We start from the raw sequence: 26,574 nt of genomic DNA on the forward strand, positions 1-26,574 counted from the left end.
CATTCGCGGGCAAGCCCCGAAACTGAACCGTGCGCCTGTGCAGGCTGTGTGAAAACCTCAGCGTCCGAGTGGCCGGTTAAAAAATGATCTGAAAATCGCGTCGCTACGTAAATTTCAGGTCTGTACACCAGCCGATCCTTTTCAGAATTTAAGTAGGAACGCGCAGTTCGATTTTTCACGAGGGTTTTCACACAGTCTGTGTGGGAGCAGAGCTTGCTAGCGATGAGGCCCGCACACGCGACAAAAAACTTGTCGGGGTAGACGCTTTTCCTCAACCTCAAGGTGCGCTGCGCGATTCCCGATCCATGTCTTCCGGCCATTGGACTTTGGGTGCCAGGCGCATGGCGAGGTTGTACCAGGGCACGTCGTTGTGGTCCTGGGGTGGGTCAGGTGGTGGCAGTGCCTCGGGGCCTTTCTGCATGTAGGTACAGATGTAGGCCCAGGCATGTTCGTCGGCGCCCATGGTGCTCAGGTGGAAGCGGTCGATAACCTTGTTTGTTCCCGGACTAACGATAGAGAGCATAACGCCCATTCTGATGATGACTCCGCCTTGCGCGGTGGCGCTGTTTTGCCTCCAGCGTTCGGCGCGTACCTGCGACCAGTCATAAGCGACCGGTGCGACGTACCAGCGTTCGAAGGGGTTCCACCAACGGTCTTTGAAGTTGTAGGCGTAGATTTTTCTGCGAATGCGGTTGAAGCGCAGGGGCAAGTCACGGGGGGCAGCGATCGTTGATTTGAGCATCCAGCAGGTCATCCAGATGCCCGTCAATATGACAGCTGGAACGACCCCTAAAAAAATCCCCGAACCAGTCGGGGATTTTTTATTCAGCGCAGATCAGTCTTCACGGTACCGACGCAGCTTCAACTGCTTACCGGCCACGCGAGTGTCCTTGAGCTTGGTCAACAGACGCTCCAGACCCTCTTCCGGCAGCTCGACCAGGCTGAAGCTGTCGCGCACCTGAATGCGGCCGATCGCTTCGCGGGCCAGGCCGCCTTCGTTGAGGATGGCACCCAGCAGGTTTTTCGCGGCGATGCCGTCGCGAGCACCCAGGGCGGTACGGCAGCGAGCACGGCCTTCACCCAGCGGCATTGGCGCACGACGCTCACGCTCACCACGCTCTGGACGGTCACCGGTACGCTCACGCGGTGCGCTGTTCGGCACCAGCGGTTGCTCACGCTCGACCGCTTCCAGGGTCAGGGCCTGAGCGTTGGTGGCCTTGCGCAGCAAGGCAGCGGCCAGGGCACGCGGGCTGCAACCGATGTCGGCGGTCAGGCGATCGAGCAGATCACCGTGAGTCGCTTCAGCGTCGCCAACCAGCGGCGCCAGGCTGGTGGTCAGCTTCTTGATGCGAGCATCGAGAACAGCTTGAGCATTCGGCAGGCGAACTTCAGCGACCTTCTGACCGGTCACACGCTCGATCACTTGCAGCATGCGACGCTCGCGCGGGGTGACCAGCAGCAGCGCGCGGCCTTCGCGACCAGCACGGCCAGTACGGCCGATACGGTGAACGTAGGACTCTGGATCGTACGGCATGTCCACGTTGAATACGTGGGTGATGCGCGGTACGTCCAGACCACGAGCAGCAACGTCGGTCGCGACGACGATGTCCAGACGGCCATCCTTGAGCGAGTCGATGACGCGCTCACGCTGGTTCTGGGCAATGTCACCGTTCAGCGCGGCAGCCTTGTAGCCTTTGGCTTCCAGCGCGCTGGCCAGGTCCAGGGTCGCTTGCTTGGTACGCACGAAGGCGATCAGGGCGTCGAACTCTTCCACTTCCAGCAGACGCAGGACAGCGGAGGTTTTCTGGTCAGCGTGAACCAGCAGGTGAGCCTGCTCGATCGCGGTAACGGTCTGAGTCTTGGTCTGGATCTTGACGTGCTTCGGGTCACGCAGGTGACGCTCGGCGATCGCGCGGATCGACTGCGGCAGGGTGGCCGAGAACAGTACAGTCTGACGAGTTTCAGGCATGGCCTTGAAGATGACTTCCAGGTCATCCATGAAGCCCAGCTTGAGCATTTCGTCGGCTTCGTCCAGTACCAGATGATTAACGGTAGTGAGGACTTTCTCGTCGCGGCGCAGGTGGTCGCACAGACGGCCAGGGGTAGCGACGACGATTTGCGCGCCGTTGCGGATGGCTTTCAGTTGTGGGCCCATCGGGGCACCACCGTATACAGCTACCACGGTAACGCCCGGCATTTGCTTGGCGTAGGTTTCGAATGCGGTAGCAACTTGCAGCGCCAACTCGCGGGTTGGCGCCAGGATCAGGGCTTGCGGCTCGCGCTTGCTCGGGTCGATCCGATGCAGGATAGGCAGAGCGAAGGCAGCGGTTTTACCGGTACCTGTCTGCGCCTGGCCGATCATGTCGTGACCGGCAAGAATAATCGGGATCGATTGTTGCTGAATCGCCGACGGCTCTTCGTAGCCAGTGGCTACTACTGCAGCAACAATACTTGGGTGAAGTTCGAGAGCGGCGAAGCCGCCGAGTTCCTGGGTCATGGGTCTGCCTCTAAGTGCATCCGCAAAGACCCATGCTCCAAAGCTGCGCATGCCGTGTAAGACTCGCTAGAGTCACCCTGGCAGCTTTGTCGGCGGGGATTTGCGAAAACGATTGAATGAAGGAACGTCAAGGAGAGTCCGTTGTGCGGACACGCAGCCGAAGTTGTCTTCGGGAAATTGCACTACCTTTTACGTTGGTCCGATAAAAGACCGGCGCGCACTATACCCGAATTCGAGATCTACGTCAGGGTTTTTTATCGGAAACAGGCAAGTCACACCTGTATGTTGCAGGCGTTGCGTGCAATGGGTCGCCGGAGTGCTTCCCATTGCGGTATGGAGTGCTAAATCGGTTCACCGTCGATCAGCTCGCCGGGCGGATATCCTTGATCAGCGACTCGAGAGAATATCCCAGTTGCGGCATCAAAACGCCAGCCCGATCGCTGACACCGGCCAGGTCCAGCGACTGGTCCAGATCCGCCGGCACCAGCAGGATCACGTTGCCCTCCTTGACCGGCAATTCCCAGTAATGGCGGTGATAAAGACCACGCAGCAATGCCGCGCCGAGCGGTTTGCCATCGTCACCGGCCCACTGGTTGATCACCAGCCAGCCACCGGGGTTGAGCTTTTTCTGGCAGTCTTCCAGAAAACGCCAGGCCAGGTGCGCGACATTGGGCCCGTGGTCGGTGTACAGGTCGACGAAAATCAGGTCCGCCGTTTCGGCGCTGTCGAGCAGTTGCAGCGCATCGCCAATGCGGATATACAGCCGCGGATCGTCGTCCAGGCCCAGGTATTCAATCGCCAGGCGCGGCACGTCGGGGCGCAGCTCGATCGCTTCGATATCGTCCAGTGGCAGAAATTTCATGCACGCCTGAGTCAGCGTACCCGCGCCCAGACCGAGGAACAGCGCGCTTTCCGGCTGCTCATGGCATAACGCACCAATCAGCATGGCCCGGGTGTAGTCGTACTCCAGCCAGCTGGGGTCGGCCGTGAACACGCAGCTTTGCTCGATAGCGTCGCCGAACTCGAGAAAGCGATAGTCACCGACCTCCAGCACCCTGATCGTGCCGAAGTCGTCGTGCACTTGCGCGAGCACACGCTCCTCGCGTTCCTCTGTCATCTCATCACCCAGGGTAAAACGGCAATTGTCCGTGAGCGGCGTGAGCAGGTCACGCATTAAATTCACCTTCGCCAGCTTACCTTGCCTACAGCTGCCTGCAGCCCGACAAGGGCGCCGGTGCTACCATGGCGCCTCAATCCCAAGAAAAACCGAGCCTGTGATGAGCCAACCCTGGAGCCCCGAAAGCTGGCGTGCCCTGCCGATCCAGCAACAACCCGTTTACCCCGACGCCGCCCGCCTGCTGCAGGTCGAGGAAACCCTGGCCAGCTACCCGCCGCTGGTGTTTGCCGGCGAAGCCCGGGAGTTGCGCCGCCAGTTCTCGGAAGTCACCCAGGGCCGCGCCTTCCTGCTGCAGGGCGGGGACTGCGCCGAAAGTTTCGCCGAGTTCTCGGCCGCGAAAATCCGCGACACCTTCAAGGTACTGCTGCAAATGGCGATCGTCATGACCTTTGCCGCCGGCTGCCCAGTGGTCAAGGTCGGGCGCATGGCCGGCCAGTTCGCCAAACCGCGCTCGGCCAATGATGAAACCATCGGCGGCATCACCCTGCCGGCCTATCGCGGCGATATCGTCAATGGCATCGGCTTCGATTCCCACAGCCGCGTGCCGGACCCTGACCGCCTGCTGCAGGCCTATCACCAGGCCACCGCCACGTTGAACCTGCTGCGCGCCTTCGCCCAGGGCGGCTTTGCCGACCTGCACCAGGTGCACAAGTGGAACCTGGACTTCATCGCCAACTCCGCCTTGGCCGAGAAGTACAGCCAACTGGCCGACCGGATCGACGAAACCCTGGCGTTCATGCGCGCCTGCGGCATGGACAGCTCGCCGCAACTGCGTGAAACCAGCTTTTTCACCGCCCACGAGGCCTTGCTGCTCAACTACGAAGAAGCCTTCGTGCGGCGCGACAGCCTGACCAACGACCACTACGACTGCTCGGCGCACATGCTCTGGATCGGCGACCGGACGCGCCAGCTCGACGGCGCCCATGTCGAGTTTCTGCGCGGGGTGCACAACCCGATCGGGGTCAAGGTTGGCCCAAGCATGAACACCGAAGACCTGATTCGCCTGATCGACATCCTTAACCCGGACAACGATCCCGGCCGCCTGAACCTGATCGTGCGCATGGGCGCCAACAAGGTCGGCGAGCACCTGCCCGGGCTGATCCGCAGCGTCGAACGCGAAGGGCGCAAGGTGCTCTGGAGTTCCGACCCGATGCACGGCAACACCATCAAGGCCAGCAGCGGTTACAAGACCCGCGACTTCGCGCAGATCCTCAGTGAGGTGAAGCAGTTCTTCCAGGTGCACCAGGCTGAAGGCAGCTACGCCGGCGGCATCCATATCGAGATGACCGGCCAGAATGTCACCGAATGCATCGGCGGCGCTCGGCCGATCACTGAGGACGCGCTCTCGGACCGCTACCATACCCACTGCGACCCACGCATGAACGCCGACCAGTCGCTGGAGCTGGCCTTCCTGATTGCCGAAACCCTCAAGCAAGTGAAGCGCTGAGGCGATTCACTCCTGCTGCGCCAGCGCCTGCCGTAATCGGTAAGCGCTGGCGCGCGGGCAATTGAGCCGGACTTGTTCCAGCCCCAGCCAGCGCGCCATGCGCTGCAGGCTCTCGGCCAGCGCGGCCATGCCGGCATCATCCAGGCCGCGATCCTCTTCGTGCACCGCATGGACCGCCAACTGCCCCTGGGCTCGCTGCGCGCGCAGGTCGACGCGCGCCGCAATGCGTTCGTCGTGCAGGAACGGCAGCACGTAGTAGCCGTAGACCCGCTTGTGGGCTGGGGTATAGATTTCCAGGCGGTAGTGAAAATCGAACAAGCGCTCGGTGCGGCTGCGCTCCCAGATCAGCGAATCGAAGGGGGACAACAGGGCACTGACCGGTTTCTTGCGCAACACGCGCGGCGTCACGCTGCAATAGGCAGGCTGCTGCCAACCTTCAACCTGACAGGCTTGCAACACCCCCTCTTCGAGCAACTCCGCCAAGCGCTGGCGGCTGTCGGCCGGTGTCAGGCGAAAGTAGTCACGCAAGTCTTTTTCAGTGGCCACGCCCAAGGCATTGGCGGCGTGCAGCAGTAACGCTCGCTGGGCTTGCGCCTCATCAGGCAGGGGGCTCGCCAACGTCGCGGCAGGGATCACCCGCTCGGGCAAATCGTAAAGTCGCTCGAAGCCGCGCCGGCCCGCCACAGTGACTTCGCCTGCCGCAAACAGCCATTCCAGCGCATGCTTTTCCGCGCTCCAGTCCCACCAGGGGCCGGCTCGCTCCTGGCGGGTCGACAAGCTTGCAGCCCCCAGCGCACCGTGCTCGGTCACCGCCGCCAAGACCCGGGCAATGGTGCCCTGCTGTTCACGCCCGAACCGTGCCAGCTGCTCGTAGATCCCCTGCCCTTGCCTGGCCCGCTGCATGCGCCAGTGCAGCAAGGGGTAGAACTCAAGCGGCAATAGCGAGGCCTCATGCCCCCAGTACTCGAACAATTTGCGTTGACGCAAAGGACCCCACGCCACCTGATCGAGCAAGGCGGGTTGATAGTCACCCAAACGTGAAAACAACGGCAGATAGTGCGAGCGAACCAACGCATTGACAGAATCGATCTGCAGCACCCCCAACCGCCGGATCATCTGCCCGACCTTCGCCCGGGTGACCGCCCGTGCATCGTTGCGACCGCCGAACCCTTGCGCCGTCAACACCAGGCGGCGGGCTTGCAGGTCTGACAGGGACAACGGCGTGGGCATGCGCGACTCCTTGCGTGGCTGCCCACTACCTTAGCGTATTGCAGCCGGTTACTTCTTCAGTGGATCGTCCCAGAAGGGACGCTCGGTTTCCTCCAGGATATCGGCGCGGCTCAGGCCCATGTCCTTGAGCGCGCTGTCACTCAGTTGAGCCAGCTCGGCGCGTTCGCGAGCCAGCTGGTGCCAACGGGCGACAAGCGTTGTCAGGCGCGAGAACCAGTGCCCCAGCGAGATGCCTGCCAGTGGATGTCTTTGGATAAGTACGAAACCTTTTTGACCTTTCATCATTTCGCCCTCCAGTTGGGATGGCTCAAGTTTCCCGCCGGAGCTAAGATCAATCCAACGAATCTTTCTTATGCCATACATCTCGGAGATTGATGCATGTCTCAGTATCAGGCCATTGATTCCGAAATCCTGCGCACTTTTGTCGCCATCGCCGACCAAGGCGGCTTTACCCGCGCAGGAGAGGTCGTCAACCGCACCCAGTCGGCGGTCAGCATGCAAATGAAACGCCTGGAGGAAGATATCCTGCAGCGCCAGCTGTTCCAGCGAGACGGCCGCCAGGTTCGATTGACCGCTGAAGGGCAAGTGCTGCTCGGGTATGCGCGGCGTATCCTGAAACTGCACAGCGAAGTGTTCAACACGCTGCGCGAGCCGCACATGGTCGGGCTGGTGCGCATTGGTACGCCGGATGACTACGCCATGCGCTTTCTACCGGGGATTCTGTCGCGCTTTGCCCAGGCGTATCCGCTGGTGCAAGTGGAGGTGCATTGCGAGAGTTCCAGGCAACTGATGCTGCGCCAGGACTTGGACCTGACCATCGTCACCCGCGAACCTGGCAGCGAGATTGGCCAGTTATTGCGCAGCGAGCGCTTCGTCTGGGCCCAGGCCAATGGCTTCAGCCCCCATGAACAAAGCCCGATTCCGCTGGCGATGTTCAACAGCGATTGCTTTTGCAGGCTGTGGGCGTGCAATGCACTGGACGCACTGGGCAAGGACTACCGGGTGGCGTATACCAGCCCGAGCCTGGCGGCGATCATGGCGGTGGTCAGCGCCGGCCTTGCCGTCACCGCGCAATTGCAAAGCCTGATCACACCCGACCTGCGTATTCTGGGCGAGGCCGAAGGGCTGCCACAGTTGCCCATGGCCAGCGTGATGCTGCTGCGCAATGCGTCGACCCAGTCACCAATGACCGAATGCCTGGCCGACCACATTGCCGAAGGCTTCAAACTTTAAACGCAAGCATCACCGCACAGAGCACCAGAGGGCCGCAGAACAGCTGGCGCGTTAAAGATCAGAACGCTAAATTCATTGACACTGTTGAACCAAAGGATCGGCATGACTTCCGAGACCAAAGCCCCATGTGACGACGATCTGCTGCTCGACGCTCAGGTGTGTTTCGCCCTCTACTCCACCTCGCTGCTGATGACCAAAGCATACAAACCCTTGCTGCAGGAACTGGGTCTGACCTACCCGCAGTACCTGGCCATGTTGGTATTGTGGGAACAGGACGGCTTGACCGTAGGTGAAATCAGCACTCGCCTGTTGACCGATCCGGGCTCGCTCACGCCCCTGCTCAAACGTCTGGAGGCCGAGGGCCTGCTCAGCCGCAACCGCAGCCGCGAAGACGAACGTGTAGTGATTGTGCAGTTGACCGATCAGGGGCGCGCCTTGCGCGAGCAAGCCAGGCGCATTCCCCACTGCATCCTCAGCGCCAGTGGCCAGCCGCTGGAGCGTCTGCGCCAGTTGCAGGCTGACTTGATCGAACTGCGCAGTCACCTGCAGGACAACTTGTAACTCCCCACCCGCCTGCCGTGCGCTGCCCGGCTGCACGGCCGGAATCTCCTCGCCTGTCGACCGCTTATCGGCAGTATTCAACATTTATCTTGCGCACTAAATATTTGCGAACTACATTTTGTTCGCACCCGATCAGCGCACACCGTTCCTGGCGCTATCACCCCTTCGACACTCAAGAGGCTCCTCATGAAAACGCTCTATACCGCAGTCGTGACGTCAACCGGTGGCCGCGACGGTCGCGCCGTGTCCAGCGACAACATCCTCGACATCAAACTGGCTACACCTAAAGAGCTGGGCGGTGCCGGTGGCGCCGCGACCAATCCGGAACAACTGTTTGCCGCCGGCTACTCGGCCTGCTTTATCGGTGCATTGAAATTCGTCGCCGGGCAAAAAAAGGTCACGCTGCCGGCTGATACCTCGATCACCGCTGAAGTCGGCATTGGCCAGATCGAAGGTGGCTTTGGCCTGGACATCGATCTGCGCATCAGCCTGCCGGGCCTGGAGCAGGCCGACGCCAAGGCGCTGGTTGACGCCGCGCACCTGGTCTGCCCCTACTCCAACGCCACCCGTGGCAACGTCGATGTACGCCTGCACATCAGCGTCTGATCGCTTGCGGTGCGGATATGAAGATCGGTCATCGTGGCATTTGTCAGCCGCCCTGGCTCGGCGTAGGCTCGCATGGGCTCGTCAGCCACAGCGCAAGGACACACGATGACCTGGTCTGCACAACAGTACTCGACGTTTGAAACGCAACGCACCCGCCCGGTCATGGACCTGGTTGCGGCCATCCCCACCCAGCGGGTGAACACCGCGGTTGACCTGGGGTGCGGCCCCGGCAATTCAACCGAAGTGCTGGCACGACGCTTTTCCGATGCCCAAGTGATCGGCATCGACGCCTCTGAAGACATGCTTGCCGCTGCGCGCAAGCGCTTGCCCGGACACCGCTTTGAACAGGCCGATATTGCCAGCTGGAATCCCGAGACGTCTTTCGATGTGATTCTGGCCAACGCCTCGCTGCAATGGGTGCCCGACCACGCCACGCTTTACCCGAGGCTTGCCTGCCAACTCAACGCCGGTGGCAGCCTGGCGGTGCAGACTCCCGACAACCTGGAAGAGCCTGCCCACCGACTATTGCGCGACATAGCCGCCGATGGCCCCTGGGCCAGCAAGATCGGCCACATCCGCCACCCTGCCCGGCACAGCGCCGAGTTCTATTACCAGCTGTTGCAGCCGCATTGCCGCACGGTCGATGTTTGGCGCACTACCTATTTCCATGCGTTGGCCGGTGGCGCGCAAGCGGTGGTGGAGTGGTTCAAGGGCACGGCGGTGCTGCCGTATCTCGCGCCGCTGGACGCATCTGAAAAAGCCGAATTTCTTGAGCGCTACCTGGCCGCCATCGAGCTGGCCTACCCGGCCTTGCCCGACGGCACGGTACTGCTGCCTTTCCCGAGGTTGTTCATCGTTGCCACTCGGGCGTAGCAGAGCTTGCTCGCGAACCGCGGTGCATCTGGTAGACCGCGGTGACGCTATCGCAGGCAAGCCTCAATGCCAGTCAGTTAAGGAATGGAGCGCCGAAAACCTGTGGGAGCGGATTTATCCGCGAATCCAGACACCGTGGTTTTTCTGGCATTGCGCGGTGCCTTCATTCGCGGATAAATCCGCTCCCACATGGATCTCGCCTTAACTGACTGGCATTGGGGCTTGCCCGCGATGAACGATGACGCGCAACCACTGGAAAACCACGGTGTCCTCATTCGCGGGCAAGCCCGGCTCCTACGTTGCTGAAGCCAAAAAAAATCCGGAACACTTCGCAGTGTTCCGGATTTTTTTGACGCAAGGTGGAGCTTTTTCGCAAAAGCCCCAAGCCAATCGGGCTTAAACCTTGGCGCGGCCTTTGTAGGAGCCGCCTTCACGGGTGTCGATCTCGATCCAGTCGCCGATTTCGATGAAGTCAGCAACGCTCAGCTCGGTGCCGTTTTTCAGCTTGGCAGGCTTCATGACCTTGCCCGAAGTGTCGCCGCGAGCGGAACCTTCGGTGTAGTCAACCTGGCGAACGATGGTGGTCGGCAGTTCAACGGAAACCAGACGATCTTCGAAGAATACAGCTTCGCAGACGTCGGTCATGCCTTCTTCAACGAACGGCAGAACGGCTTCGATATCTTCAGCGTTCAGCTCGTACATGGTGTAGTCAGTGGTGTCCATGAACGTGTAGCTGTCGCCGCTGATGAAGGACAGAGTCGCTTCTTTGCGGTCCAGGATCACGTCGTCCAGCTTGTCATCGGCGCTGTAGACGATTTCAGTCTTGTAGCCGGTCAGCAGGTTTTTCAGCTTGGTCTTCATGATCGCGCTGTTACGGCCCGATTTGGTGAACTCAGCTTTCTGAACCAGCCATGGGTCGTTTTCCAGACGGATCACGGTACCGGGTTTCAGCTCTTTACCAGTTTTCATTGCGAATATCCGAATTTGGATGGATTTACAAAAATCTAGGCCGCGTATCATATCCAATTTCGGTAAAACTGTACCAGCGCCATGGCGAGATCCGGCTGGGTGGCCTGTTGCCGGCACCAGCGTTGGGCATGCGCGGCCAGTTCCGGCCAGTGTTCCAGCATCTGGCGCCAGCTTGTCGCCATGTCGCCATTCATGTTCCAGGCCCGCCACAACGCGGTCAGCGCCTGGGCCGCGGGCGCTGAAAGGCCTTGCACATAGAGCTCCAGAAAGGCTTCGAGCTTTTCCCAGTGGGCGTACTCTTCCTGGATATAGATGTGCCATAGCAGCGGCCGACCGGCCCACTGCGCCCGCACGAAGGAATCTTCCCCGCGCACCGCGTTGAAATCACAACACCACAGCAGGTGGTCATATTCCGGCTGGCTGACAAACGGCAGGATCTGCACTGTCAGGTTGCCACGAACCTTGACATCACCGGCCGCCACGCGGTCAACCTCAAGCCACTTGCAAACATCGCCCAGCACCCGCCCTTCCGGCACCAGCACATGATTAGGGCGGGTGTCGTCAGCCAGGGCCTGGAGCCAACCACCCAACGAGTGATTTTCATAGGCAAACAGGGAGATCAACCGGGCATCATCGGCGGGATAGACGCCAAGGCCTGCAAGAAATGCCTGTTGTGCCGACTTGTCCTGCTGAAATTTCTCACGCTCCACCAAGAGCCCGGCTTCACGCAACAGCCCGCCAGTGCCGGCTTGAAAGCCTGGGAAGAAAAAGAATTTGCGCAAGCCGTTCGGCTGCGGCGAAGGCAAACCATGGCAGCCAGAGACCCAGTCTTCGGCGCTCAGGTAATCCAGGTTCAACCACAGCGACGGCTTGGCACGCTTGGCACGCTCGACCATGGCGTCGACATATGCCGCGGGCAGCTGACAGGCAAAGGCGCCGATCACCACGTCAGCGGGCTCGGCCGGGCGCCAATCCCTGGCCCACAGGCACACCTGTACGCCATGATGATGCTGTTCAACTGCCAGCGGGTCGGCCTGGGGGCAAAGGCGGACAAACGCGCCCAGGTCATCGACCCATAGCCGCACGGCAAACCCATGCTCGGCCACCAGTTGCCGTGCCAGCCGCCAGGTCACGCCGATATCGCCGTAGTTGTCGACGACGCTGCAGAAAATATCCCAGGAGGCTTTCATTGGGGGCACCACCGACTGCGAAAAAGCGCCAATTGTCCGGTTAATTGAACCGCGACAAAAGCCCTGGCGCCGATAAAAAACGGTGCGCATCGTGCGACAATCACCCCCCTTCCGATTGATCGCGCAGCCAGGAGGCGGCCATGCCTTATCGTCCACGTCGTCGTGTGATGTACATCACCCTTAATCCATTGCACCTGACCGGCTCCATTGCGCTGGGAATCTGGCTGGGTTTCGTCGCCATCGTGGCCACCGCCTGGCTGGCCTACAAACTGCTGTTCAATGCCGCGCCCTTGCCCATAGGCCAAGCCAGTGCGCCGCAGGAGCCTCCTGCAATCGCCCAGCCGGCACCGCCAAGCCCGATGTTCGAGCAGTATCAGCAAAACCTGAACAAGCAGGCGCAGCAGCAAGCCAATCAACAGGCGCTCTCCAACGAGCGTAACCTTTCCAACCCCAAGTGCCAGTTCTGGCTTCAGCAGAATCGCACCGCACCGACCGAAAAGAGCCAAGCGAATGTCAGTAAATTCTGTGAGTGAGCGGGATAAACCACAGCTGCTGCAGTTGATCATCGACAAGCTGGTGATTGATCTGGACATTGCCCAGCGCGCGGCTCAAACCGCCTATGAAGCCGCCACCGCCGAAGAGAACATCGCCGAGAACAAATACGACACTCTCGGCCTGGAAGCTTCCTACCTGGCCACCGGCCAGGCCCGACGCATGGAAGAGATCCGTCAGTCGCTGGTTCACTACCAGAACCTGATCCTGCGCGATTATGACGAGACACAGGGCATCGAAGTCAGCGCCCTGGTGACCTTGCTGGCCGAGAACGGCCAGCACCAGTACCTGTTCCTGGGCCCGGATGCGGCAGGGTTGAAGATTCAGCTGGGCTCGGATTTGATCACCGTCATCACCTCGCGCTCACCCCTGGGCCAGGGCCTGCTGGGTAAATTCGAAGGGGATGAGGTGCAGATCACGGTGGCTGGCGTGGTGCAGCACCATGAGATTGTCGAGGTTCTATAACGGCTTCCCGGCTTGATCGAGGTTTTGTCCAGATGGCGTGCTGCACTCGTAGGTTCAGCCCCTGCATCTCGTAGGAAATGACCTACTCTTACATCCCGTCGCCTATACGTTGACGTCCAGCGATAACAGGATCATCAGTAAGAGTCATTTCTCCAACTCATTCAGGGAATCCCATGACAAGGCTCTCCGTTCAGTCGGGTGACTTCTTGCAAGGTGAAGGCGAATACTGCAATGGTTCGCTCACACTCAAGACCGCCCGCAGCCCTTACCCCGGGGAAACCATTTCGCTGACACGCATCAAAGACATCAAGATCGCCAACCAGGAAATCAATAAAAGCCTGCGCGGCGCCATTGGCTGGGGCATGGCCGGCGCACTGGTGGCAGGGCCGATTGGTTTGCTCGCCGGTTTGTGGCTGGGCGGCAAGGAGGAAGAAGTGACCTTTGTCGCCACCTTCAAGGATGGCCGCAAGCTGATGGCGATTACCGACAGCAAGACCTACTCGAAAATGGCCAACAACTGGAAACGCCATGGCGTGAAAATACAAAACCCCTGATTTGCGAGGCGCTATCGGCATCGCTACCGCGTAAAACCGGTTAAGCATTAAGCCCATCGTTTGGCAGGTGGGCTTAATGAGGCGCTTACAGAGGTTTTGCAGTATCCAACTGCGATTGAGCAGATCGACCATCAACGAACAACCTTGCGCATCGACGTGGTAACGAATGACGTTGCCGAGCAATTGATGGTTTTAAGCGGATGCAATTTCCCTTAACGCATAGTTCTTTTCATCAAAACCTTGTTTTAAAAACTTGTTATAGCTCAGCTACCCTTCAGCCTTTTCTCACATCATGGATGACCTGTATTCATCCATGATGTGAAGAGCAATCATTTGTGAATTTCACGAAGCTGAAATCTAATCGGAGGAAGCAACCAACAAAAACTCGCACGGAAGCGATTAGCGATAGAGAAACTAACAAGATGACACCAACATTCTCATTAATCGTACTGGGCGCTGCGATACTCATCATCGTCGTAATGATCAGTAAGCTCCGCGTTCACCCCTTTTTGGCCCTGATGGCAGCAAGCCTCGTAGTAGGTATAGGTACTGGCATGGCTCCCACCGCAATGGTGGCCGCCTTCGAAAAGGGCATGGGTAGCACTCTGGGCTTCCTGGCCGGAATCATTGGCCTGGGCAGCATCCTGGGCAAGCTGCTGGAGGAGTCCGGCGGGGCCAGGCGCATCGCAACCACATTGCTGAATCGCCTGGGTGAGCGAAACGCTTCGTGGGCGATGATGCTCGTGGGTTTCATCGCAGGTATCCCGGTGTTCTTCGAGGTGGGCTTTGTCCTTCTTATCCCACTCATCTATGTGGTAGCACGCCAAACCAAGATCAGCATGCTGTACCTGGGCGTGCCTCTGGCCACATCGCTGATGGTGGTTCACTGCATCCTTCCACCTCATCCGGCCGCTACGGCGATCACCGGTATGCTCAATGCGGATATCGGAACCGTCATCATGTACGGCCTCATTGTTGGTCTGCCTACCGCGATCATCGCAGGCCCGATCTGGGTTCGTTTCGCTTGCAAGCGCGAGGCATCGGAGTCTCAAGAGACGTTCCTGGCCGCTCGCGCTCCCGCCAATGCAGATGATCGAGAGATTCCGGGGTTTGCGATCACCCTAACGACCGTACTGCTGCCCCTGGTGTTGATGGTCGGGAAAACGCTGACCGTGACCGTGCTCGAGAAAGGCTCGGCGCTCTACGAGTGGGTATCCTTCTTCGGCAATCCGCTGATCGCACTGGCTCTGTCGGTGTGCTTCGCCTACTGGGCGCTGGGGCTTCGCCGGGGCCTGAATATGGCGGCACTGCTAAATCTCACCAACCGTTGCTTCCCTCCCCTGGCCGGTATCCTTCTGATCATTGGCGCGGGTGGTGCTTTCAACGACATGCTTGTGGGCAGCGGCATTGGCAAGACACTCGCCGACGTTCTCAACCAAACGCAGCTCAACCCGATCATCCTTGCTTGGCTGATCGCCGGCATCATGCACTTTGCTGTTGGATCCGCGACCGTAGCAATGATCAGTGCTGCCGGCATGGTGCTGCCTATCCTCGGACAGCATCCAGAATACAACCGTGAGATCCTCGTGGTTGCTATTGGAGCCGGGGCTATCGGATGGACGCACATCACGGACTCCGCCTTCTGGGTGGTAAAAGAGTATTTGGGCCTCTCCCTCTCAGACGCTTTGAAGAAGTTTACTGCCGCCACGGTTTTGGCCTCGGTTGTAGCCTTGTGCCTCACCCTCCTACTTTCGAAAATCGTTTGATTAAATCTTCGAATACCGCTTTACAGGTGAAATTATGATTCACGGAAAAACTATCGAAGCTTGGAAACAAAGCCATCCGCTCATTGCCGACCTTGTCTCCTTGAAAGAAACCAGCTGGTTCAACCCAGGTATCGCCAAGACTTCAGAAGCTCTGGCTGATGTAGGGCTGACTGCTGAGGACGTGAGTGCTGCGAGTGCCCGGCTTGCGCGATTTGCTCCGTACCTCGCCACGGTATTTCCTGACACGGCTGTAACCGGTGGAATTATCGAATCGCACATCGCCCCGCTGGAAAAGATCCGGCAGCTACTCATCGACGAAGCCTCACTCACAAATGTGGGGGCCATGTGGCTGAAAGCGGATAACGATCTGCCCATTTCCGGATCCATCAAGGCAAGAGGTGGCATTCACGAAGTGTTGAAGCGTGCCGAAGACCTGGCCCTGGAGGCAGGGTTGATCACGCTTACAGACGACTACGCTAAGCTCGCTAGCGACGAAGCTCGGGCTTTCTTCAGCCAATACAAGATCGCAGTGGGCTCCACCGGGAACCTCGGTTTGTCGATTGGTATTATGAGCGCCAAGCTGGGCTTCCAGGTGAGCGTCCATATGTCATCGGACGCCAGGCAGTGGAAGAAGGACAAGCTTCGAGCCAACGGCGTGACCGTCGTTGAGCACAAGTCGGATTACAGCGTTGCCGTTGAGCAAGGCCGCCTGCAAGCAGCCTCCGATCCAACCTGCTACTTCGTTGACGATGAAAACTCTCCTCACCTGTTCCTGGGATACGCCGTAGCTGCCGAGCGTTTGGCTCGTCAGTTCGATAAAGCCGGCATTCAGGTCAGTGCGGACAATCCCTTGTTCGTCTACCTTCCGTGCGGAGTTGGAGGTGGCCCAGGTGGTGTAGCGTTTGGCCTGAAGCTGGTATTCGGTGATGCTGTTCACTGCATTTTCGCGGAGCCCACTCATTCTCCGTGCATGTTGCTGGGCGTGTACACCGGCCTGCACGATGAAACTAGCGTGCAAGACTTCGGCATTGATAATGTGACCGCAGCTGACGGCCTGGCTGTCGGACGGCCATCCGGTTTTGTTGGCAAAGCAATGCAGAGGCTAATTGACGGCTATTACACAGTCACTGACGAAGAGCTCTACCGTCTCATGGTGGTGGCCTACGAACAGGACAAGGTGAAACTCGAGCCCTCAGCGCTTGCAGGGGTTTCTGGCATGGTGCGGGTGTTACAGTCGCCCGAGTACCTGGAGCGTATGGGCTTCACGCCAGAACAGCTCCAGAATGCAACCCACCTCGTGTGGGGAACCGGCGGCAGTATGGTTCCAGCCGATGAGTTCAACGCCTACCTCGCCAAAGGACGCAGCCTGCAAGCTCGCTCGTAACTTCGGCTCCTGAGCGCAAATTGCCCAGAAGGATTGTATTGATGAACAAGCTAAGCGGCGTCGCCGCCCTGAAGCTCAATGGCTCTCATCTGGGCAGTTTACATGTCTTTTTGGTCGCAGCACGCCACATGAGCTTCAGTCGCGCGGCAGATGAGCTGTGTCTTACGGCAAGCGCGGTGAGCCACCGGATCAACCGCCTCGAGGAAGATCTGTCCCTCAAGCTGTTTCACCGCATGCCTCGAAAAGTTAGCCTCACGGAAGACGGTGAACGCCTCTTCTCGATAATGCAGCGAACGATGGACGAACTATCGGAAGCAGTTCAGGAACGATCCCATGCTGAAATTGCTGGTCAACTGACGTTCTACGTTCGACCTTCTGTTGCTCAATGCTGGGTGATACCACGACTCGCAAAGTTCACCTCTCGGTATCCGGATATCCAATTAGACATCCGGGTCGGGAATGAGAGCATCGACTATCGGACACGCAAAATTGATCTCGTCCTGTGTTACTCGGACGGCAACCATCCAGGCCTGGCCAGCATCCATCTGATGAGTGAACGGATAGCCCCTGTCTGCTCTCCTCTGTACGCCGAGACAAACAAGCTCACTGGCGACACAAGCCAGTTGAGCAGGTGCACTGCGTTACATGATATCGCCGCCTGGGATAACGCTGCGTTTGATGCTGAGTGGCAGCTATGGGCCGACTCCGCTGGATCTGGCATCAATCTTCCGAGGCGCTTCCTGACATTCGACCGTTCAGACTTGTGCACCATAGCGTCTTTGAACCACGCCGGCCTTGCCATGGGTCGCGAGCAGTTAGTCCGCGAGCGCATTACGCGTGGAGAATTAGTCCTACCATTCGGGGACTTTGTCGACACGCCAAACTATGGCTACTACTTGGTACACCCGCACCATGATCCGATGCCAAAGCGGCTGCAGGTTTTGATTGATTGGCTGGTTGAGAGCGCTTCTGAATCCAGTCGATCTCTGTAACCAGCCACTGCTGGACTAGACCGCTTAGAAACGGTCGGAAAAATTAGCCTTTGGTCGCAAACACCGAGCCATCCGGGGTATGGGCTGGGATTTTTTTAAGAAACGCAGAAACGAAAAAGCCCTGAATAATCAGGGCTTTTTCGTTTAAATGTGGCGGTGAAGAAGGGATTCGAACCCTTGATACAGTTTCCTGTATACACACTTTCCAGGCGTGCTCCTTCAGCCACTCGGACACTTCACCGTTTCTCTTCAAACTGTTCAGTCTGTCGAGGCGCGCTAATGTAGTCGAAAGCTCTTCTGATGGCAAAGGTTTTTTTCAGAATTTTCATGTGCTTAAGCCGCATGATCAAAAAACAGACAATCAGCTGCAGCGTCCACGGCAAAGTTGCCAATCTCTATTGGTCTTCGGCACTGCACAATGCCCCTCCCCTTTAATCCCGTGGCTGGCAGGCACCGAGGCTGACTGCCCAGTCAGTCACGGCGCTTTACCTTGGCCCGGGCGCTGGGTAACGTCTGCTGCACTTCAATTCAAGGAACCTGTCATGAGCGAGCTGATTGCCTACCAACTGGAAGACGGTATCGCGACCCTGACCCTGAGCAACGGTAAGGTCAATGCGATCTCCCCGGACGTCATCGCCGCCTTTAATGCTGCACTTGATCGCGCCGAACAGGATCGCGCCGTGGTCATCATCACCGGCACGCCCGGCATGTTGTCTGGCGGCTACGACCTTAAAGTGATGACCTCGGGCCCGCAGCAAGCGGTCAGCCTGGTCACCGCCGGTTCCACCCTGGCACGGCGCCTGCTGTCCCACCCCTTCCCGGTGATCGTCGCCTGCCCGGGGCACGCAGTGGCCAAGGGCGCGTTCCTGCTGCTGTCCGCCGACTACCGCATTGGTGTCGACGGCCCGTTCAGCATTGGCTTGAATGAAGTGCAGATCGGCATGACCATGCACTACGCCGGCATCGAACTGGCCCGTGACCGCCTGCGCCGCTCGGCCTTCCACCGCTCGGTCATCAATGCCGAGATGTTTGATCCCAAGAGCGCCGTGGATGCAGGCTTCCTCGACAAGGTCGTGAGTGCCGAACAGCTGCGCGATGAAGCCCTGGCAGCGGCCCGGCAACTGAAGAAGATCAACATGACGGCGCACAAGAACACCAAACTCAAGGTGCGCAAGGCGCTGTTGGAGACTTTGGATGAAGCGATTATTCGGGATCAGGAACACCTGACCTGATCGGTCAACGGCTGTGTAGGAGCAAGGCTTGTCGGAGCGCCGAACCGCTGCGATGAACGATGACGCGCAACCACTGAAAAACCGCGGTGCCCTCATTCGCGGGCAAGCCCGGCTCCTACCAGAGCGGTGTCGTTCAATCCTCGGCATCAAGGCTTGCCTGCGATGGGCATCCGGATCGCGCTGAATCAAATATAGGTAGGCCCATCGGTATTTGCCCAAGCCTGTGCACGTCCGTACACTCGCCGCCTTTCTCAAAGGTGGGGCGCTCCAATGCTTTTTGTCATCCGCATGCTGCTACTGGGTCTGCATTTCCTGGTGGCTGGCGTGCTGGGCGTGCTGGTCGGGCTGTGCCGCCCCTTCAATCCCGACAACAGCCGTCTCTATGCGCGGCTTTACGGCTGGCCCTTTTGCTGGATCATGCCGGTGCGCATCGAGGCCGAAGTCGGCCCGCTGTTCGACCAGCCACCAGGCTGCGTGATCATCGCCAACCATCAATCCAACTATGACCTGTTCGTACTCGGCAAGGTGGTGCCACGGCGCACTGTCTGCATCGGCAAGAAAAGCCTGAAGTGGGTGCCGCTGTTCGGCCAGCTGTTCTGGCTGGGCGGTAATATCCTGATTGAACGCGGCAATGCGCATCAGGCCCGCAAGGCGATGCTGACCACCACCCGCACCCTGCAAAATAATGCCACCTCGATCTGGGTCTTCCCCGAGGGCACGCGCAACCCGCAGACGCAGTTGATGCCATTCAAAAAAGGCGCATTTCAAATGGCGATCGAAGCTGGCGTGCCGATCGTGCCGGTGTGCGTCAGCCCCTATGCCCAGCGTCTGAATCTCAATCGTTGCAAGCGCGAGCGGGTCATCATCCGCTCGCTCGCACCGATCCCTACGGCCGGCCTGACTCAGCAGGACATGCCAGCGCTGATCGAACAGTGCCGTGAACAGATGCAGCACTGCATCGACAGCATGGAACGGGAGCTGAACCGGGGCTGAACCCTGGCGACCTTGCCCACTCTCAAGTGACAGGCCAAGCTAACATGCTTGTCACTGCCACTTGAAAAAGCGAACAACCATGGGTCGAGTCGTTGCTGCCGCTGTGTACAGCGCCGGTAAAAAAGTTACCAATATCAGTGTCGATGAAGGCAGCCAGTGGGCTCGCAAGCCTGGCCACTTTGTCTGGATCGGGCTGGAAGAGCCCAACGCCCAGGAACTGGCGAACCTGCAGAGCCAGTTCAACCTTCATGAACTGGCCATTGAAGACGCCCTGGAAAAACACAGCCGACCGAAGCTGGAAACCTTCGGTGATGCGCTGTTTATCGTCACCTACTCGCCAGTGCGTCGCGAAGGCCAGTTGGAGTTCATCGAGACACACATCTTTGCCGGCAAAGGCTACGTCATTACCTGCCGCAATGGCTATTCCGCTTCCTATTCACTGGTGCGCCAACGCTGCGAGGCACGGCCGTTGCTGCTGGAGCATGGCGAAGACTTCGTGCTTTACGCCCTGCTCGACTTCGTCACGGAAAACTACCAACCGGTCAGCGAAGCCATCCATGGTGAGATCGAGCAGCTGGAGGCAGGCGTCCTGGGCGGCGCCCTGAAAGAAGTAGATATCCAGCGCATCCATAGCCTGCGCCGCGACATCTTGCGCCTGCGCCGTTACGTGGCGCCGATGGTGGAGATCAGCGAAGAGCTGCAGCGCCTGAGCTTTCCTTTTATCGACAAGAACATGCGCCCCTACTTTCGCGACGTGGAAATTCACGTTACCCGGCAAATGGAGGACCTGGCGACGATTCGCGACATCGCCAGCCAGACCATCGAGATCGGCCTGCTGCTGGAAGCCTCGCGGCAAAGCATCGTGCAGCGCAAGTTCGCCGCCTGGGCTGCGATCCTGGCCTTCCCCACTGCCGTCGCGGGTATCTACGGCATGAACTTCGAGAACATGCCGGAGCTGAGCTGGCATTACGGCTACTTTGCCGTCCTGGGTACCATCGCCCTGGGCTGCACCGGGCTCTATGCCAGCTTCAAACGGTCCGGCTGGCTGTAGGGGCTCAAGACGTGGCGGCGTCGGGCTTGTGCGCGACAAAGCGCATCATCCACTCCGCCACTGTGACGCCGTGATGCTGTTGATCGAGGCTTGCCACCCCCTTCTGGTAAACCTGTTCCCCCAGGTGCTGCTGGCGCAGGTCGAGCAGCGCTCGTGAGTAATCGTGGATGAATTCCGGGTGACCCTGGAAGCACAACACCTGATGGTTGATGTGATAGGCGGCGTACTGGCAGAAATCACTGGACGCAATCACGGTGGCATTTGCCGGCAGCGCAGTGACCTGGTCCTGATGGCTGATCAGCAGCGTCAGGTCCTCGACCGCGGGTGTCATCCACGGGGTTTGCTCGGCAAGGGTGTAACGGTGGGTGCCCACACCCCAGCCCTGGATGGCGCGCTCGGTCTTGCCGCCCAGCAGCAGGGCCAGCAATTGATGGCCGAAGCAGACGCCGATCAGCTTGTCGCCCAGCTCATAGCGCTTGAGCAAGTAGGTCTTGAGGGTTTGAATCCACGGGTCGCTACCAAAGGAGTCGGCTTTGCTGCCGGTGACCAGGTAGGCATCGAATTTCAAATCATCCGCCGGGTAATCGCCACTCATCACGTTGTAGGTGCTGAACTCGGCGGCAATCGGCTGACGGGCAAACAGTTGCTCGAACATCCGTCCATAGCCCTGATATTGCTCGACCAGCTCTGGCCGCAGGACATCGGTTTCCAGGATGCAGATGCGTAACGACATAAAAATACCTGACACAACGGAGGCGAAAGTGCCCGTAGAGCCTGCCCTGATTGAGGGTAGCAAGGCAAGCCCTGCCCGCTGTGGCGGCCGTCACAAAAGCTGAAAATGTCTGACGAACGGGAGCCGGCCAAGGAGTAACGATCTCATTCCATCAAGGTGTCTAGCAAAGGCGTGCGGATGCGCCACTGGCTTGCCTCATAGCGACTAGTCTTGAAGGATGAGGATATAAATACTAAATAGTTCTAAACAAGAAGTGACACGAGCCCTAATGTTAATCATGCAACATCACGTTTGATGAATGCACTCCCGCTTTCGGGCAGAACAAGAAACAAGGCTACAACGCCGCACCGCTTTATTCACAGGCGGCGGCCATCAGGAATAACAAAAAGAAAGGCAGTCAGCCATGTTCAAACATTCGAAAGTACGCCAGGCCGGACTCATCGTTTTTGCCACGACCCTGTTGTTGATCCTGCCGAACCTTACTCGGCTGTTCGGTTAATCAACGGCATGATTTCACAAGCCAGCAGCGTGACTCGGTTGGCTACCGAGCCCGCGGCTTGTGTGCCACTCTGTCCATTCGACCTGATGGAGACTGGCCCATGCGTCTGTGTTTTGCCCTGCTTGCCGCCCTCTGTGGCGCACCGGTATTGGCTGCTCAATTGACGCTGGACCTGGGTCATGGAAACAAGACCTGGCAAACCAGCGCGCTGTTGAAACACCCGCAAGCCCAGACGCTTACCATTTATCACGACGTTTCCTACAAGCGAACCATGCGTTATCGCGCGGTGCCGATGGCTGCGCTGCTCGAAGGCGTCAGCCCGGACGATCACCTGCAAGGGGTCGCCTCCGACGGCTTCGCCGCCGAGATGCCCGCCGGGCCGTTACTCAACAGCGGGCCGGCGCGGGCGTGGCTGGCCATCGAAGACCCGGCCCACCCCTGGCCGGCGCTGGGCCTGAGCAAAGCCAGTGCCGGGCCTTTCTATCTGGTCTGGACCGACCCGCAGGCTGGCAATATCAGCGCGGAACAATGGCCCTACCGACTGGCCAGCATCCGCCGCCTGGCACCGGTGGCGGAGCGCTTTCCGAAAATGCGCCCTGACCCCACGTTGGCAGCTGACGACCCCATAAACCAGGGGTTTGCGCTGTTCCAGAAAAACTGCATGGCCTGCCATCGTCTCAATGGCGCCGGCGATGCACAGATGGGGCCGGATCTGAATATCCCGCACAGCCCCACGGAGTATTTGAGCGGAGATTTCCTGCGCTACTTCATTCGCGACCCGCAGAGCCTGCGCCAATGGCCCCAGGCCAAAATGCCGGGGTTCGACCGCCAGGCACTACCGGATGCCGATCTGGACCTGTTGATCGGCTATCTCAAACACATGGCTGCGCGCAGACCGTAATTATTGCTGGCCGTTGACCCGCGCCTTGGCGTGCAGCTGCTCGAAGCCGCCACCATGGCGCATGCCCCGCACCGGGCAGGCGTCGAGGTAATCCAGCCCGACCGCCAACTTGAGGTGGCGTTCCGGGCGGGCCAACTGGTTGGTCACATCGAAGCTGTACCAGGCGTCATCCAGCCACGCTTCGGCCCAGGCGTGGCTGCTCAGGGCCTCGCTGCCTTCATTGAACAGGTAACCCGAGACAAATCGCGCCGGCACCCCGAGACTACGGGCGCAGGCCAGAAACGTGTGGGTGTGGTCCTGACAGACCCCGGCCTTGCCGGCAAAGGCTTGCGCGGCACTGGTATCGAGCTGAGTCGCACCGGGGCTGAAGACAATGTGCTGGTGCAGCGCCTGCATCAGGTCGATCAGCGCCGTGCGATCCCGGCGCTTGCGGCAGTGTTTGCTGGCAAAGCTGCGCAGGAGCTGGTCGGCCTCGGTCAGACGGGTGAAGCGCAAGAACGGCAACGCCGAACGGGACTCTGGCTCGGCCTCGCGCTGCTCATCGATCTCCACCAGTCCGCGCGCGTGGATGACCACACTGTCATGGGGCTCATCGAGGGTCAGCACGTGGAGGATATTGCCGAACGGGTCCAACTGCGCCCGCACCGAGCGCGGCAGGTCCAGCTGCCAGCTGAGAATCTGCTGGCGCTGGCTGTCGTGAGGGGTCAGGCGAAGGTACTGAATGCTTGCGCGTACGGTGTCTTCATAGCTGTAGGCCGTTTCATGATTTATCGTCAGTCTCATACAACCTCCAAATACGCGCCATGAATTGCATCGCCCAGCTGGCCAACCAGCGGGATCATTCCAGTCAGCCAGGCATGCAGGCCTTCATCGAGAATTTCGTCGATGGCGGTGTAGCGCAGACGAGCATCCGCGCGAGGTTTTCCGCCCGGTCCAGATAACGCGACATCCAGTACAGGTCCGAGGCCGTTCTACTTAGCATTGGCAGTTGTTCCTCATTCCTCGACCACCCAGGTGTCCTTGGTCCCGCCACCCTGGGATGAATTGACCACCAGCGAGCCTTCACGCAGGGCCACGCGGGTCAAGCCACCAGGTACCAGACGGGTTTCGCTGCCCGACAGTACAAAGGGGCGCAGGTCGATATGGCGCGGGGCGATGCCCTGCTCGACGAAGGTCGGGCAAGTGGAAAGGCTCAGGGTCGGTTGGGCAATGTAATCCTGCGGCCGCGCCTTGATTCGCTCGGCAAAGGCTTCGATTTGCGCAGCGGTGGAAGCCGGCCCGACGAGCATGCCGTAGCCGCCCGAGCCCTGGGTTTCCTTGACCACCAGCTCGGGCAGGTGCGCCAGCACGTGAGACATTTCGTCAGGCTTGCGGCACTGCCAGGTCGGCACGTTCTGCAGGATCGGCTCTTCGTCCAGGTAAAAACGGATCATTTCGGTGACGTAGGGGTAGATGGACTTGTCGTCCGCTACACCGGTACCGATGGCGTTGGCCAGCACCACGTTACCGGAGCGATAGGCCGCGAGCAGGCCGGGCACGCCCAGCATCGACTCGGGGTTGAACGCCAGCGGGTCGAGGAAGGCATCGTCCAGGCGCCGGTAGATCACATCCACCGCCTGTGGGCCGGAGGTGGTGCGCATGAACACCCGGTCATCGCGCACAAACAGATCCGCGCCCTCGACCAACTCCACGCCCATCTCCCGGGCGAGGAAGGCATGCTCGAAAAAGGCACTGTTGAAGCGACCGGGCGTCAGCACTACCACGTTGGGGTTATCTATCTCGCTGGCGCTTTTGAGGGTATCGAGCAGCAGATTGGGGTAGTGATCGATGGGCGCGACCCGTTGGGCGGCAAACAGCTCGGGGAACAGGCGCATCATCATCTTGCGGTCTTCGAGCATGTAGCTCACGCCGCTGGGGGTGCGCAGATTGTCTTCAAGCACATACCAGGTGCCATCGCCATCACGCACCAGGTCTATCCCGGAAATATGCGAGTACAGGTCGCGGTGCAGGTTCAGGCCTTGCATCGCCAGTTGGTATTGTTCGTTGGCCAGCACCTGCTCGGCGGGCACGATGCCGGCCTTGAGGATCCGCTGGTCGTGATAGATATCGGCCAGAAACAGGTTGAGCGCCTGCACCCGCTGGATGCAACCACGCTCGATGGTGCGCCATTCACTGCCAGTGATGCTGCGGGGAATGATGTCGAACGGAATCAGACGTTCAGTACCTTGTTCGTCGCCATATAACGTAAAGGTGATGCCCGCGCGGTGGAACAGCAGCTCTGCCTCTCGCCGTCGCTGGGTCAACAATTCCGGGGGCGTTTGTCCAAGCCACTGGGCAAAGGCGCGATAGTGCGGGCGGACTGAACCGTCAGCAGCATACATTTCATCGAAACCGGTGCGGATCATGCCGTACTCCTTGTCTCCCGGACATCCTGGGCCATGGCAAGACCCACGCCATCGGTATATACGCTTCAAGATCAATCAGTTGGCGGAATAACCTGGCGACATCGCACCACGAAGGTGCAGCCCGGGTGGTCTTTTTTATTATGGAAAAACGCTACGGCCAACCTGAGGTTGGCCGTAGCGCCTTGTGAACCGGTTCAAGCCTGTGGGCGTCTGACCTCCTGTTTTACGCCCCACCCTTCGATTTCTCCACCGAGGGGCTCAATGACCGCCTCGAAGTCGTGTTCAAACTCACCAATGCCGCCATAGGTGGCGTACATCACTTTGCTCAACTCCAGGTGCCAGGCACCATCATCGCGTTTGCTGACCTGAGCGCTCAACGACTCACCGCGAAACTTGCCCGCAGCCGTGCGCGCCAACTCCTCATCCGGGAAGACGGCGTAGAACTCGATTGGATGAATGCGGGCGAAGTCGAAACCGCCTTCTTTCATGCGGCGCAGCACGCTGCTGCTGATGTCTTCTGTGCTCATGAATCGTCCTCCTCAAACTGATGGATAGACTTTCAGTGTTTCCACAACCTGACGTGCACGGCAGGCGCGCAGGCTGACTACAGGAACAAGCATGGAGCTGACAAGACTCGAGACCGTGGCGAACAATTCGTCGATCCCGTTTGCAGATTAGCGCGAAGCCAGCGCCTGTACCAGAGGCTCTGGAACAGGTCGCTTGACGACTTCAGGGGACTTCAGTGATTTCGGTGATTTCCACGCCGTTCTGTTCCTTGAGCCATTTGGCGGTCGGGGACGGCACGCGGTCCTGAAAATCATTGAGATCGACATCACCGATAACAGGAAACAGACTGGAACGAATCAGCCGGGCAGCCTCCTCCACCGTAGGGCGTTGTTCAGAAACCAGCGGCAAATGTCTGGACTCACCTTTCTGATCAACAAACGAAATATCCCAGTTTTTCATTGGTACCTCCTCAGGCAGAAGGACACGAAGCGAAAGAGATAGCGCCTTACACACGCTTGACCTCGCGCAACGGCTCTTCGTTCCCGGCAATTGCTCCAGAGGTGAAAAACGGGCGAAAAAAAGAGGCCGGCTGGCCCAATGCCGGTCAGTTAAGGAATAGAACGACGCAACCCTTGTAGGAGCGGACCTGGCCGCGATGGGCTGCGCAGCAGCCCCTGAGGCCAGTAAGATCTGCGACTCAGCCAGCGAGTGCGGGTGATTTCAGGATCGCCGGGGCTGCTGCGCAGCCCATCGCGGC

26 protein-coding genes, 1 tRNA gene and 2 pseudogenes are annotated in these 26,574 nt (G+C 59.2%); 15 read left to right on the forward strand and 14 right to left on the reverse strand.

Annotated features, from left to right (window positions below):
* Positions 1 to 277: 277 nt before the first annotated feature.
* The 3 genes and pseudogenes from GUY40_RS02785 to GUY40_RS02795 form a co-directional block, all read right to left on the reverse strand.
* Complete coding sequence (locus GUY40_RS02785) at positions 278 to 742, reverse strand: DUF6708 domain-containing protein (protein ID WP_166567406.1); 465 nt, start codon at positions 740 to 742, stop codon at positions 278 to 280.
* Positions 743 to 835: 93 nt separating this feature from the next.
* Positions 836 to 2,531 (reverse strand): annotated as a pseudogene (locus GUY40_RS02790) (DEAD/DEAH box helicase).
* A 327-nt stretch (positions 2,532 to 2,858) separates the two neighbouring features.
* On the reverse strand, positions 2,859 to 3,614 hold the full coding sequence (locus GUY40_RS02795; RefSeq protein ID WP_166567442.1) for a spermidine synthase: 756 nt from the start codon (positions 3,612 to 3,614) through the stop codon (positions 2,859 to 2,861).
* A gap of 160 nt (positions 3,615 to 3,774) precedes the next feature.
* Between GUY40_RS02795 and GUY40_RS02800 the strand changes: the two genes are divergently transcribed.
* The gene (locus GUY40_RS02800; RefSeq protein WP_166567408.1) at positions 3,775 to 5,121 is read left to right on the forward strand and encodes a class II 3-deoxy-7-phosphoheptulonate synthase; all 1,347 of its coding nucleotides are present in this window, start codon (positions 3,775 to 3,777) and stop codon (positions 5,119 to 5,121) included.
* Between the two features lie 6 nt (positions 5,122 to 5,127).
* Here GUY40_RS02800 and GUY40_RS02805 read toward each other — a convergent pair whose 3' ends face one another.
* Positions 5,128 to 6,351 (reverse strand): winged helix-turn-helix domain-containing protein, encoded by a 1,224-nt coding sequence (locus tag GUY40_RS02805; RefSeq protein ID WP_166567409.1) that lies wholly within the window; start codon positions 6,349 to 6,351, stop codon positions 5,128 to 5,130.
* A gap of 48 nt (positions 6,352 to 6,399) precedes the next feature.
* Positions 6,400 to 6,633: a DUF1127 domain-containing protein gene (locus GUY40_RS02810; RefSeq protein ID WP_166567443.1), complete on the reverse strand. Its 234-nt coding sequence runs from the start codon at positions 6,631 to 6,633 to the stop codon at positions 6,400 to 6,402.
* A gap of 96 nt (positions 6,634 to 6,729) precedes the next feature.
* On the opposite strand from GUY40_RS02810, the gene GUY40_RS02815 reads away from it, so the two are divergent.
* The 4 genes from GUY40_RS02815 (at position 6,730) to tam (ending at position 9,624) form a co-directional block, all read left to right on the forward strand.
* Entirely contained in the window at positions 6,730 to 7,584 is an 855-nt protein-coding gene (locus tag GUY40_RS02815; RefSeq protein WP_166567410.1) for a LysR substrate-binding domain-containing protein, read from the forward strand.
* A 102-nt stretch (positions 7,585 to 7,686) separates the two neighbouring features.
* Positions 7,687 to 8,145 carry a MarR family winged helix-turn-helix transcriptional regulator gene (locus tag GUY40_RS02820; RefSeq protein WP_166567411.1) on the forward strand — a complete coding sequence of 153 codons (459 nt, stop codon included), beginning with the start codon at positions 7,687 to 7,689 and terminating at the stop codon, positions 8,143 to 8,145.
* A gap of 186 nt (positions 8,146 to 8,331) precedes the next feature.
* Entirely contained in the window at positions 8,332 to 8,751 is a 420-nt protein-coding gene (locus GUY40_RS02825) for an organic hydroperoxide resistance protein (protein WP_166567412.1), read from the forward strand.
* A 105-nt stretch (positions 8,752 to 8,856) separates the two neighbouring features.
* Positions 8,857 to 9,624, forward strand: coding sequence for a trans-aconitate 2-methyltransferase (gene tam, locus GUY40_RS02830; RefSeq protein WP_166567413.1), 768 nt, complete (start codon positions 8,857 to 8,859; stop codon positions 9,622 to 9,624).
* 396 nt (positions 9,625 to 10,020) lie between these two features.
* On the opposite strand, the gene GUY40_RS02835 is transcribed toward tam, so the two are convergent.
* The gene (locus tag GUY40_RS02835) at positions 10,021 to 10,593 is read right to left on the reverse strand and encodes an elongation factor P (RefSeq protein WP_166567414.1); all 573 of its coding nucleotides are present in this window, start codon (positions 10,591 to 10,593) and stop codon (positions 10,021 to 10,023) included.
* 47 nt (positions 10,594 to 10,640) lie between these two features.
* Positions 10,641 to 11,783: an elongation factor P maturation arginine rhamnosyltransferase EarP gene (gene earP, locus GUY40_RS02840; protein WP_166567415.1), complete on the reverse strand. Its 1,143-nt coding sequence runs from the start codon at positions 11,781 to 11,783 to the stop codon at positions 10,641 to 10,643.
* 140 nt (positions 11,784 to 11,923) lie between these two features.
* Here earP and GUY40_RS02845 point away from each other — a divergent pair, with 140 nt between their 5' ends.
* The 6 genes from GUY40_RS02845 to dsdC all read left to right on the forward strand — a co-directional run bounded on the left by GUY40_RS02845 (position 11,924) and on the right by dsdC (position 17,496).
* Positions 11,924 to 12,316: a hypothetical protein gene (locus GUY40_RS02845; protein ID WP_166567416.1), complete on the forward strand. Its 393-nt coding sequence runs from the start codon at positions 11,924 to 11,926 to the stop codon at positions 12,314 to 12,316.
* Positions 12,294 to 12,800: a GreA/GreB family elongation factor gene (locus tag GUY40_RS02850; protein ID WP_166567417.1), complete on the forward strand. Its 507-nt coding sequence runs from the start codon at positions 12,294 to 12,296 to the stop codon at positions 12,798 to 12,800. The genes GUY40_RS02845 and GUY40_RS02850 overlap by 23 nt, the downstream gene beginning before the upstream one ends.
* A 173-nt stretch (positions 12,801 to 12,973) precedes the next feature.
* A complete protein-coding gene (locus tag GUY40_RS02855) occupies positions 12,974 to 13,354 on the forward strand; it encodes a hypothetical protein (protein ID WP_166567418.1) in 381 nt (126 codons plus the stop codon).
* Between the two features lie 422 nt (positions 13,355 to 13,776).
* A complete protein-coding gene (locus tag GUY40_RS02860) occupies positions 13,777 to 15,120 on the forward strand; it encodes a gluconate:H+ symporter (RefSeq protein WP_166567444.1) in 1,344 nt (447 codons plus the stop codon).
* A gap of 34 nt (positions 15,121 to 15,154) precedes the next feature.
* Positions 15,155 to 16,504, forward strand: coding sequence for a D-serine ammonia-lyase (locus GUY40_RS02865; protein WP_166567419.1), 1,350 nt, complete (start codon positions 15,155 to 15,157; stop codon positions 16,502 to 16,504).
* Positions 16,505 to 16,545: 41 nt separating this feature from the next.
* Positions 16,546 to 17,496, forward strand: coding sequence for a DNA-binding transcriptional regulator DsdC (gene dsdC / locus GUY40_RS02870; protein WP_166567420.1), 951 nt, complete (start codon positions 16,546 to 16,548; stop codon positions 17,494 to 17,496).
* A 151-nt stretch (positions 17,497 to 17,647) separates the two neighbouring features.
* Here dsdC and GUY40_RS02875 read toward each other — a convergent pair.
* Positions 17,648 to 17,737 (reverse strand) — tRNA-Ser (locus GUY40_RS02875).
* Between the two features lie 301 nt (positions 17,738 to 18,038).
* Here GUY40_RS02875 and GUY40_RS02880 point away from each other — a divergent pair.
* The 3 genes from GUY40_RS02880 (at position 18,039) to GUY40_RS02890 (ending at position 20,772) form a co-directional block, all read left to right on the forward strand.
* Positions 18,039 to 18,728 (forward strand): crotonase/enoyl-CoA hydratase family protein, encoded by a 690-nt coding sequence (locus GUY40_RS02880; protein ID WP_166567421.1) that lies wholly within the window; start codon positions 18,039 to 18,041, stop codon positions 18,726 to 18,728.
* Between the two features lie 270 nt (positions 18,729 to 18,998).
* Positions 18,999 to 19,721 carry a 1-acyl-sn-glycerol-3-phosphate acyltransferase gene (locus tag GUY40_RS02885; protein WP_166567422.1) on the forward strand — a complete coding sequence of 241 codons (723 nt, stop codon included), beginning with the start codon at positions 18,999 to 19,001 and terminating at the stop codon, positions 19,719 to 19,721.
* 79 nt (positions 19,722 to 19,800) lie between these two features.
* A complete protein-coding gene (locus GUY40_RS02890; RefSeq protein WP_166567423.1) occupies positions 19,801 to 20,772 on the forward strand; it encodes a magnesium and cobalt transport protein CorA in 972 nt (323 codons plus the stop codon).
* A 4-nt stretch (positions 20,773 to 20,776) separates the two neighbouring features.
* Here the strand turns inward: GUY40_RS02890 and GUY40_RS02895 are convergent, their stop codons facing one another.
* A complete protein-coding gene (locus tag GUY40_RS02895) occupies positions 20,777 to 21,505 on the reverse strand; it encodes an amidotransferase (RefSeq protein WP_166567424.1) in 729 nt (242 codons plus the stop codon).
* 599 nt (positions 21,506 to 22,104) lie between these two features.
* Here GUY40_RS02895 and GUY40_RS02900 point away from each other — a divergent pair.
* Entirely contained in the window at positions 22,105 to 22,905 is an 801-nt protein-coding gene (locus GUY40_RS02900) for a cytochrome c (protein ID WP_166567425.1), read from the forward strand.
* On the opposite strand, the gene GUY40_RS02905 is transcribed toward GUY40_RS02900, so the two are convergent.
* From GUY40_RS02905 to GUY40_RS02930, 5 genes and pseudogenes are all read right to left on the reverse strand, one after another.
* Complete coding sequence (locus GUY40_RS02905; RefSeq protein ID WP_166567426.1) at positions 22,906 to 23,688, reverse strand: transglutaminase family protein; 783 nt, start codon at positions 23,686 to 23,688, stop codon at positions 22,906 to 22,908.
* Positions 23,689 to 23,809: 121 nt separating this feature from the next.
* Positions 23,810 to 23,887: pseudogene (locus GUY40_RS28665) on the reverse strand (alpha-E domain-containing protein); the annotation flags it as partial.
* A gap of 13 nt (positions 23,888 to 23,900) precedes the next feature.
* Complete coding sequence (locus GUY40_RS02920; RefSeq protein WP_166567428.1) at positions 23,901 to 25,310, reverse strand: circularly permuted type 2 ATP-grasp protein; 1,410 nt, start codon at positions 25,308 to 25,310, stop codon at positions 23,901 to 23,903.
* A 194-nt stretch (positions 25,311 to 25,504) separates the two neighbouring features.
* Complete coding sequence (locus GUY40_RS02925; protein ID WP_166567429.1) at positions 25,505 to 25,837, reverse strand: ribonuclease E inhibitor RraB; 333 nt, start codon at positions 25,835 to 25,837, stop codon at positions 25,505 to 25,507.
* 202 nt (positions 25,838 to 26,039) lie between these two features.
* Complete coding sequence (locus GUY40_RS02930) at positions 26,040 to 26,276, reverse strand: hypothetical protein (RefSeq protein WP_166567430.1); 237 nt, start codon at positions 26,274 to 26,276, stop codon at positions 26,040 to 26,042.
* Positions 26,277 to 26,574 lie beyond the last annotated feature (298 nt).

The organism is Pseudomonas sp. R5(2019), from assembly GCF_009905435.1.
GTDB lineage: Bacteria > Pseudomonadota > Gammaproteobacteria > Pseudomonadales > Pseudomonadaceae > Aquipseudomonas.